The organism is Gardnerella vaginalis (genome assembly GCF_001546455.1).
Taxonomy (GTDB): domain Bacteria; phylum Actinomycetota; class Actinomycetes; order Actinomycetales; family Bifidobacteriaceae; genus Bifidobacterium; species Bifidobacterium vaginale_B.
This window is the reverse complement of record NZ_KQ956810.1, coordinates 118,058-128,393: the sequence shown is the minus strand read 5'-3', so window position 1 is coordinate 128,393 and position 10,336 is coordinate 118,058. Positions and strand designations below refer to the sequence as shown.

Genomic DNA, 10,336 nt, shown 5'->3' with positions numbered 1-10,336 from the left:
GACAAGAATTAGCCAGCCCTCCTACACACCAAGCAAGGAGCGCGCAACGCCAGAGAAATTATCCGCGCGACCCATTCTCATAATAATGGGCTAACGATTCATCTCTGAACTCTTCAAAATACCCGCCGTCAATCGACGCGCGAATGTCGTCTAGAAGTTTAACAAAGAATCGCTCGTTGTGAATCGTAGCAAGCGTGTATCCGTTCATCTCTTTAGCGCGCAGCAAATGGCTAACATACATGCGCGAATAATGCGTGCAAGTGTAGCAATCGCAGCCAGCTTCAAGCGGCCCCTGGTCGTGCTTAAATTCCGCGCGCTTTACGTTGTAGCGCCCGTGGCGAGTAAAAATCGCGCCGTTTCTGCCGCATCGCGCAGGTGCCACGCAATCAAAAGTATCTCCGCCGTTTTCTACGCAAGCAAAAATGTCGTCAACTGCTGCAATTCCAAGCACGTGGCGAGGGCGATTTTCTGGCATAGCATCGCAAATCCAAGCGCAAGTGTCTCCAATAATGCGCTTTTCAATTGCGCCGCCAATTCCAACGCCGTCAAAGTCGAGAGAAGCAATCTGCTGTGCCGCGTGCCTGCGCAAATCCTCGTAATTTGCTCCCTGAACAACGCCATACAACGCCTGATACGGCTTTCCTAATCGCGCCTCGGTCAATCGCTTGTGTTCTTCAACGCAACGCTTAGCCCAGCGGAAAGTGCGTTCAACAGACTCTTCTTGGTAGCGGCGAGTGTTCATAAGCGTTGTAAGCTCATCAAAAGCAAACATAATATCCGCGCCAAGCTTGTGCTGAATTCCCATTGAGATTTCTGCGCTAAAACGATGAATAGAGCCGTTTAGCGGAGACTTAAAAGTAACGCCATCTTCGTCAACAAATGCCATTCGCTCTTTACCAGCTGCGATTACATCGTCGGACTTCATGCCAGTAACGTCCATTGCAAGCGTCTTTTTAAATCCTGCGCCGAGCGAAAGCACTTGGAATCCGCCAGAATCCGTAAAAGTTGGGCCATTCCAGTTCATAAACTTTGCAAGGCCGCCAGCTTCGTCCAAAATATCTTCGCCAGGGCGCTCATATAAGTGGAATGCGTTGGAAAGCATGCATTGGCCGCCCAAGTCTTTGATTGATTCTGGTAGCACGGCCTTCATTGCGCCTTGCGTGGCAACTGGCACAAACGCAGGCGTGCAAATATCTCCATGAGGCGTGCGAATTACGCCAGTGCGGCCGTATCTGGCTCCGTCTTTTCCTTTGCCGTCTGCCGCATTTTCTAAACGCGTTTTTGTTGTAAACGAGAATTCGCTGCGGTCTCCAGGTTTACCAGGTTCTGCTCCGCGTGGGTGTTCAATAAGATTAGTCATAACATTTACTCTATTAGAAGGCATGACGATACGCGCGTAAGTTGCGGTATTGCGCGCGGAAAAGTCGCAAGCAACCGTTCGTTAAATTTTACGTGTTTTTATAATTTTTATAAAAATAATTAGCTAATTTATGGGTTATATTTGGTATTTATACGGCATTTATACTACTAAATATTCAGGTAATTTTAAGAGCGGCACGTTTAACTCGTATTGTAAACGCAAAATTGTGTAAAAATTGCATATTAATTGCATATTAGCTTGTATGAATTTGTGTAATCAGATTAGAGTATGCTTTGTAAAAGATTTAAGGAGGATTAATGGCTGACGATATTTACGATTCCAAGGCCTACGATTCTAGTGAAGAGCAAAATGGCAATGCTTCACAAAGCCAATCGAAGCCGCTAAGCGCGCAGGAAAATCAGGCGAATTCAGAGCAGATTTATCGACCAGCTCCAGAATACGGAGCGTATGGCCCTGTAGATGCGGGTGATGTAAATAATTCTGGCGAATCGTTGCAAAATCAAGAGCAAAGCAGCGCGAGTAATTTGGGCAGTGCAAGCGGCACAAGTGATGCAAGTGATGCAAATGGAGCAAATAGCGCAAACAGCAGTGATTATGCGCATTCGAAAGATAGTGACGATTTAGATAATCCGTTCTTGCCATATGGTGATCCATATAATAATAACGCGCAAAAGCGAGCTAGATTCGGCAATCCTTACGATTTGAGCGCGGATAACAGTGGCGAAAATAGCGCGGATAATAGCGCGGATAATGCAGATAGCGCGGATAATGCAGATAGCGCGGATAATGCGGATAATGCAGATAATATTGCAGCAAATCAGCCTGCTGAAGATTTAGCACAGAATCCAACACAAGCTTCATCCCAGAATCCACTCCAAACTCCAAATGTGGTTTATAAAAAGCGCGGATTTAGGGCGGAATCTAAAGAAAACTCAACAATTACGGTGGCAATCGTTTCGTCTATTGTTTCTGCCATTGTATGCGTTGTTGTAATGGCATTTGCTCTTACTCAAGGCTTGATTCCTATTCCAGGCGCGGGAACACTTGCAGACGTTGGAGCGCAAAGCCATTCAAAAGGAACGGCCGTAGTAAAGGGCGGCCAGGCTCCAGATTGGCGTTCGGTTGCTAAAAACGTTTCTGGCGGCGTTGTTTCTATTCAGGCACGCAACAGCAAAAACATGAGCAAAGGCTCGGGCGCAATAATCGACAAGCAGGGTCATGTTGTTACAAATAACCACGTTATTGCTGGAATGCAACAGCTTCAAGTAACGCTTTCTAACGGTCAGATTTACAAGGCAAAGCTTGTTGGAACCGATAAAACAACAGATTTGGCTGTGCTTAAAGTAGACGGTTTGCCAAATAGTGTAAAGCCAGTTGATTTTGCGGATTCGGATGCGCTCGCAGTTGGCCAGCCAGTAATGGCGATTGGAAATCCACTTGGATACGACGATACTGCTACAACAGGCATTGTTTCTGCGCTTAATCGCCCAGTTTCCGTTATGGACGATCAAAGTCGTTCCGAAATCGTTACAAACGCTGTGCAAATTGATGCAGCAATCAACCCGGGCAATTCGGGCGGCCCAACTTTCGATGCTGCTGGAAAAGTGATTGGCATTAACTCGTCTATTGCAGCAACTTCTGCACGAGGTGGCACAGCAGGGTCCATTGGAATCGGCTTTGCTATTCCTTCCAACCTTGTTAAGCGCGTAGTAACCGAAATCATTAAGCATGGTTCTGTAAAGCACGTTGCTCTTGGAATTATGGTTAAAAGCGTAAACGTAACGCAAAATAGCATTACGCGTGGCGGCGCTCAAGTGGCGTCTGTAACGCCTGGCGCTCCTGCTGCAAAGGCGGGAATGCGCGCTGGAGATACAATCGTAGCGTTTAATGGCAAGTCGGTTACAAGCAACTACTCGCTGCTTGGATTTGTGCGCGCTACAGCTTTGGGAGATAAAGCAACAATAACGGTTGTTCGCGGAAACGGAACCGTCAACTTAACTGTTAAGTTTAATCAAGAAGAGGCTGCGGTTAATGGTGCAACTCGCCAAGACCCTCGCTCGCTAAGAAGGCGTAGCAACAAGAAGCCTGATTCTTCGCAAAATAAGAGTCAAAAGGGTGACGGCGGCGGTTCTTCGGATGACGACGATGATCCTTTGGATCAGCTTCCTAGAGGCGGAGACGACGATTCCGACGACGGCGGCATTTTTGATCCATTCGGTTTCTGGTAAACTGATAGCATGACTTACAAAGATTTTGGCCAACTTGCATCGGAGCGGTTTTCTGCACGCGACTTTTTAAACAAGCCGATTGAGCAAAACGTTTTAGAGTCAATACTGCACACCGCTTCTCTTGCGCCAAGCTGGAGTAACACAAGGGCTTATGCGCTTGCGATTGCACAAGGCAGCAAAAAAGACAACATTGTAAAAGCTTATTTAGATAAGTGCAATGCAATGCTTAAGGCCAAAGATAAGAGTTTGAGTGAATCTGAGCGCGCTCAGTTTGCTCAAGAGTCAGCGCCTAATGGCGACGTTCCTGTTGCAAGGCCGTACCCTGATGATCTAAAGCAGCGAAGCGCTAAACTTGGTCTAGCGTTATATTCGCATTTGGGAATCGAAAGGCACGATTTTGCAGCCAGGAACGCCCATACGCGTAGGAATTTTGAGGCTTTTGGAGCGCCCGTTATTGGCTTTGTTTTAGCTAGGCGCGATTTTATGCCGTTTGCTGCAATGGACGCTGGCCTTATGCTGCAAACGCTATTTCTTGCTGCTAAAGATTTAGGCGTTGACTCTTGCCCACTTGGAGTTTTGGCAACTTGGCGAGATCCGTTAGACGCGGAGTTTGACGTTCCAGAAAACATGGAGCTTTTAACTGGATTTGCTCTTGGGTATGCTAGCGATTCGCACACAAACGAGTTTAGAGCTGAGCATCCAAAGATTGAGCTGCTGTAGTCTTATTTTATGTGTGCTTTGCGCTCGTAAATAGTGGCAGTGCTTTCCCAAACAAGAGCCTTCCAAGACGTTTTAACGTTAGAAACAGCATGCGCGTTGTAGTGCGAAATGTTGTAGTTTAATGCCAAGAAGTAGTACCACGGCTGGCTGGATTCGCTAACAAAAAACTCTGGCTCGCCTTTTGCAGCGCACGCCGCCAACTCTTTTTCTTGCTGGCTTGCGCTAGAACTTTCGTTTGTTATAAAAGTCTTGTTTTTGTAAGCGCAGTCTATAAGATTCTTAGAAAAATAAGGGTTTGCGCCTATTAAAAGCCACGAATATTGGTGAGTGTCGCTTTCTTCGTGCGAAATAACGTTTCCACTTTCGTCAACCTGCTGGTAATTATGAAGCCATGATGCTACAAAACGCTTATTTTGCAAGTGATTACTAGATATGTATTGCGCTACAGCCCTGGAAGGCGAGTAGTCAAACAGAATGTCGTTTACACAAGCAAACGCGTTCCAAATTAGGCTTGGGGCAAGTATTACAACGATTAGAAGTTTAATTTTAAAAGCGCTGTTTTTTATAAATCTGAATTTAGTAGGGGCGATTTTAACAAAAATCGTAGGAATATCCTTGCTGCTAAGCGGCTCTTTAATGTGACTAATCCAAAGCACGCTAAGCAAAAACACAAAGATTAGGCCTGCGTGATGAAGCGTAAAATAGCGCACAGCTACGATTGTAAGAACAAAATAGGGCATTATAAGCACGGCAAGTAGTTTTCGCCGCATGGTGATTCTAATGGCAAATGCCCAAATCGCAAGGCTAAACAGCGTGCATACTACGATTGGCCAAAAGTCAAAAGGCATTCTTCGCATTGAAACATCGCCATAAAAGCTTGTAAACATGCTTTCGGAAGGCATTACAAATATAAAAGCAAAGAATTTTGCGATTATTGAATTGCCATCAATCGTTGCGCGCGTGGCGAAGGCGTTTGGTGCGGGCCATGCAAGAGCAAGGTTTGCAACGCCAAAAATGGCGATTAATCCCCAAGATATAAGTCGTGCCAAATTTGATGAGATTGTTGTTTTAATCGCGTGAAAAATGGCACTAAAATTAAGAGTTTTGCTACAGTCTTTGCTAATGTCTTTGCTGATATTCTTGCCAATATTCTTGCTAAAAACTCGCCAGATCCACGCAATTGTAAATCCTGCAGCAAACGCGATTCCATACACGCTAAGCAGGCACATAAACATAAGGCTAATCGCAAGTTTGAAAGCGCTAGAAGTCTTAGAATCCGCACTATTCCAATAATGTGCAGCCACTAGCAAGCTCAAGCAAAGCAAAGCGTACGGTCTTGAAGTAACGCCGTATTGGAAGCAAGCAAAATAAGTAAAAGGAATAAGAAAAGTTGCAAGGCTGCCCGCACGCTTAAAAGGCGATTTAAAAATAAGCCACGCGCCAAGTAAGCTTGCGCAAACCAGCTGAATTCCCTTAATTCCAAACTCGTATGGAACGCCACTTTTGGCTGCAATTGCAAGTAAAAGATTCCAAAAAGGAGGGTGACCTTCGTAATGGGGTCTAACGCTAAAAATGCTTGCGATTGGCGAATCGCGCGCAATCAGCCAGCTTTGAGCTTCATCAAACCAAGGTTCGTGGAAACACATTACGATTGCAATAATCGCAATGTATAAAACAAAAGCTAAAAGCAGTGCCAATGTGCGCGCGTTATGCGAGCTTTGTAAATTGCGTAGCTTTAAAATCCGCATTACCGTTAACTCTTAATTGCAATACTCTTAATCGCAATACAATTGCTAATTTTGATTTAAAGCAGCAAGCCTACGCGCATTAGCCACAGCATACAAGCTGATTCCAGCAGCAACGGATGCGTTCAGCGATTCAACGGCGTTAGAAATTGGGATTCCAGCAATGGCGTCGCAAGCTTCGCGCGTTAGGCGACTCATGCCTTTGCCTTCGCTGCCAAGAACAACAACAAGTGGATCGGTTTCAAAGCCAGTTTCGCCAACGAGCTTGTCTCCGCCGCCGTCCAGGCCAATCGCGTACCATCCGCGTTCGCGCAAACCTTGAATCGCCTTGTTTAAATTCACCACGCGAGCAACAGGCAAGTGCGCTGCAGCGCCTGCAGAAACCTTCCAAGCGGCAGCAGTAACAGATGCGCTTCTGCGCTCAGGCAAAATTACGCCATTTGCGCCAAAAGCGGCTGCGGATCGAATAACCGCGCCAAGATTTTGCGGATCGGTAACGCCGTCTAGCGCTATAAACAACGGGCGTGCGTTAATGCGAGCGGATGCAGAATCCGCCGCCTCCATAGCGCGAGCCTTCTTTTCTGCGCGATCAACAAGCTCTTGCAGCGAATAGTATTGATAAGGCTGCACCTTTAAAATAATGCCCTGATGATTAGTGCTGTGGGCAATGCGATCCATCTCTAGGCGATCCGCCTCCAAAAGTCGCAAGCCTTGCATGCCAGCAAGCTTAACGATTTCGCGCGTGCGATCGTCGTGCTCAATGCGATTTGCCACATAAAGTTGCGTGCTAGGAACGCCTACGCGCAAAGCCTCAAGTGTTGCGTTTCGCCCAATAACCAACTCATCGCTATCTGTACCCAACTTATCTACTCTGCGTCTTGCCGCCAAACGCGGATCTGCAAAAGTGCGCTTAATCGCAGCTTTTTTGGCGAAATAAGCTTTATGGTAAACGCGATCTTCTGCCTTAGGTGTAGGCCCCTTGCCGCGCAATGCATTACGATGTTTTCCACCCGACCCCTTGGTCGGTCCTTTTTTCATAGCCATATTCCTATTCTCACATGCCCCCGAGGCATTAATAAGGTATTAGTAAGTCATTAGTATTTGGCGCTTTATGTGGCATAATAGAACGGTACTTAATTATTGCAAATTATTGTTATTGCAATAATCCACAACCGCGCAATAATCGAGATTTTGAGTCAACTTTGCATAAATCTTGATTGTTGACTACTCCGCGGCGCTCCCAAGGGGGAAAATATGGTTGATCAAAGCGATCAATCCAAAGATCCGTCATTGCAAGACGCACAAAGTGTTGCAGATGCGCTTAACGTAAACGTTTCTACTGGTTTAAGTAGCGATGAGGCTTCTAGAAGGCTCGCGCAATTTGGCCCGAACGCTCTAGCTGGTGCTCCTAAAACGCCAGCGTGGAAGAGGTTCCTCGAACAGTTTAAAGATCCGCTTGTTTACTTGCTTATAGCGGCCACAATTATTTCTGCGATTGCATGGTTTGTTGAGCGCGCACAACATGGCGGCGAAAGTGGCGGAGAGATTCTGCCATTTGACTCAATAGTTATAATCGTGATTCTTATAGCAAACGCAGTTTTGGGCTATATTCAAGAGTCGCGTGCGCAAGAAGCGGTTGAGGCGCTGGCAAAAATGAGCGCTCCGCAAACGTCCGTTCTTAGAGATGGGCGAGTTATGCGCATAGATACGGCGGATGTTGTGCCTGGAGATATTTTGGTTCTTGGCGAAGGCGATGCTGTTTCTGCAGATGCAAGGCTTATTGCAGCCGCTTCTTTGCGAGTTGCAGAGGCGAGCCTTACGGGCGAATCGGTTGCCGTTAGCAAGCGCCCAGAAACTCTAGCTTCGCCAAAGTCTTTGGCAGACCGCACAAACATGGTGTTTAATGGCACTGCCGTAACGCAAGGAACTGGTCGCGCAATCGTCACGTCTACGGGCATGAAAACTCAGGTTGGAAAAATCGCAGATATGCTTTCTAGTGCGCAAGAAGAAGCCACTCCTCTGGAGAAGGAGATGGTTCGCGTATCTAAGGTTCTTGGAATCGCAGTGTGTATTATTGCAGCCGTTGTGCTTGCCTCTATGTGGGCGCTTGAAGGCTTCCATACCATTGAAGACGTTATAGATTCTTTGCTTCTTTCCGTTTCTCTTGCTGTTGCTGCTGTTCCAGAAGGCTTGGCTGCTATCTTAACGGTTGTTCTTGCTTTGGGCGTTCAGCGCATGGTAAAGCATCATGCTGTTGTTAAAAAGCTTTCGTCTGTAGAAACTCTTGGCTCTGCATCCGTTATTTGCTCCGACAAAACGGGTACTCTAACTCGAAACGAGATGACTGTTGAGCGTGTTATAACGCCTAGCGGCCAAGTGCAGCTTACGGGTAGTGGGTATAAGCCAGATGGGCGTATGGTTTTGCTTGGTTCTTTAGATGCGGATTTGGCGGTTCCTCCAGCGCTGGCTACAGAGGTGATTGGTGCTCTCAGCTCTGGGTATTTAGCAAACGATGGCGATTTGCATCTCGATGAATCGTCGGGAGCTTGGCAGCCAGTTGGCGACCCTACCGAGGTTTCGCTTATTGTTGCAGCTCGCAAAACTAAGGCAGATAAGCGTTACGCACATCTTAGCCGTGTTGCGGAAGTGCCATTTACGTCTGAGCGCAAACGCATGTCTGTGGTTGTTAAAGACGATTCGGATTCTGGGAATCTTATTGTTTGTGCAAAAGGCGCTCCAGATGTTTTGCTTTCTTATTGCACGCGAATCGCAGTGGCTGGCGCTGTTCGCCCGCTTACAGAAGGAGACCGCGAAGAAATTCTTGCAAACGTGGAAAAGCTTTCTGGCGAAGCTTATCGCACGCTTGCAATGGCGTATAGGCCGCTTGGCGTAGATAGTTTAGCCAAAGTTCCCGGCATGGTTTCTAATGCTGCTGGCCAAATCGCAGATGTTGCCGAGCAAAGCGACGTTTTGGAGTCCGATTTAATTTGGAACGGCATGGTTGCGATTATTGATCCTCCTAGAATCGAAGTTCGAGATAGTGTTGCTCAAGCGCATCGTGCTGGAATCCGAACTGTTATGATTACGGGCGATCACCCGCTTACAGCTGCTCGAATCGCTCGCGACCTTGGCATTATTGGAAAAGATGAGCATGCTCTTACTGGCGATGAACTTGACGAGTTGCTTTCTAGAGACGACGACAATATTGCTTTCGACGATGCAATTAGCAAAGTGAGTGTGTATGCGCGAGTTGCTCCAGAACACAAGCTTGCGATTGTTTCCTCGCTTCAAAGGCAGGGCAATATTGTTGCTATGACTGGCGACGGCGTAAACGATGCTCCTGCTGTAAAGTCGGCAGATATTGGCGTTGCAATGGGCATTACGGGTACGGAAGTCACCAAGGAATCTGCCAAGATGATTTTGGCAGACGATAACTTCTCTACAATCGTCGCAGCTGTTAAAGAAGGCCGCGGAATTTTTGACAATATTCGTAAATTCTTGAGATATTTGCTTAGCTCCAACGTTGGCGAAGTGTTCACCGTGTTTGGTGGCGTAGTGTTTGCTGGCGCACTCGGCATAACGCAGCCTAATTCCGTAGGCGTGACTTTGCCTTTGCTCGCAACGCAGCTTTTGTGGATTAATTTGCTTACAGATGCTGCTCCTGCGCTTGCAATGGGCGTTGATCCGCAAACGGATGACGTTATGAATAGGCGTCCGCGAAGACTTACAGATAGCGTTATTGATAAGCCAATGTGGGGAGACATTGTGTTTATTGGCGTGATTATGGCAGCTATAACGCTGATTGGCATGGACATGCATTTGGCTGGCGGATTGTTTACCGACCGCTCCACAACTGTTTTGACTCATGCTGCCCAAATGACTCACGCGCGCACAATGGGCTTCACTATTCTTGTGTTTGCTCAAATGCTTAACGCTTTGGCTTCTCGCTCGCATTTGCAAAGCGTGTTTGTTGGCTTGTTTGCAAATCGTTGGCTTTGGGGTGCAATCGCAGTTTCCGTAGTGTTGCAGCTTGCTGTAATTTATATACCATTCCTTAATGGCCCGTTTGGCACAGTTCCACTCGATTTTATGGAGTGGGTGGAGTGCCTTGGACTTTCAATGGTTGTGCTTATTGCTTCGGAGTTAAGAAAGTGTGTTTTGCGCTTTATGGCTAAACGCAAAGTTGCATCATCTGCTGCAATGTATGCGTAATGTTTGCGTAATGTTTGCGTCGACCTAGGCACGCGCTACACTTGGCATAT

At 46.9% G+C, this 10,336-nt stretch carries 6 protein-coding genes; 3 read left to right on the top strand and 3 right to left on the bottom strand.

Going from position 1 to position 10,336, the window contains the following annotated elements:
* Window positions 1–58 precede the first annotated feature (58 nt).
* The gene (tgt, locus tag HMPREF3216_RS01440; RefSeq protein ID WP_196485414.1) at window positions 59–1,384 is read right to left on the bottom strand and encodes a tRNA guanosine(34) transglycosylase Tgt; all 1,326 of its coding nucleotides are present in this window, start codon (window positions 1,382–1,384) and stop codon (window positions 59–61) included.
* A 293-nt stretch (window positions 1,385–1,677) separates the two neighbouring features.
* Between tgt and HMPREF3216_RS01435 the strand changes: the two genes are divergently transcribed.
* Window positions 1,678–3,609, top strand: a complete 1,932-nt coding sequence (locus HMPREF3216_RS01435) for a S1C family serine protease (protein WP_060786606.1) — start codon at window positions 1,678–1,680, stop codon at window positions 3,607–3,609.
* A gap of 9 nt (window positions 3,610–3,618) precedes the next feature.
* Window positions 3,619–4,329 (top strand): nitroreductase family protein, encoded by a 711-nt coding sequence (locus HMPREF3216_RS01430; RefSeq protein ID WP_060786605.1) that lies wholly within the window; start codon window positions 3,619–3,621, stop codon window positions 4,327–4,329.
* Window positions 4,330–4,331: 2 nt separating this feature from the next.
* On the opposite strand, the gene HMPREF3216_RS01425 is transcribed toward HMPREF3216_RS01430, so the two are convergent.
* Both HMPREF3216_RS01425 and rlmB read right to left on the bottom strand, forming a co-directional pair.
* A complete protein-coding gene (locus tag HMPREF3216_RS01425; protein WP_060786604.1) occupies window positions 4,332–6,077 on the bottom strand; it encodes a hypothetical protein in 1,746 nt (581 codons plus the stop codon).
* A 45-nt stretch (window positions 6,078–6,122) separates the two neighbouring features.
* Window positions 6,123–7,118: a 23S rRNA (guanosine(2251)-2'-O)-methyltransferase RlmB gene (gene rlmB, locus HMPREF3216_RS01420; protein WP_060786603.1), complete on the bottom strand. Its 996-nt coding sequence runs from the start codon at window positions 7,116–7,118 to the stop codon at window positions 6,123–6,125.
* A 210-nt stretch (window positions 7,119–7,328) separates the two neighbouring features.
* Here rlmB and HMPREF3216_RS01415 point away from each other — a divergent pair, with 210 nt between their 5' ends.
* Window positions 7,329–10,286, top strand: a complete 2,958-nt coding sequence (locus tag HMPREF3216_RS01415; RefSeq protein ID WP_060786602.1) for a cation-translocating P-type ATPase — start codon at window positions 7,329–7,331, stop codon at window positions 10,284–10,286.
* Window positions 10,287–10,336 lie beyond the last annotated feature (50 nt).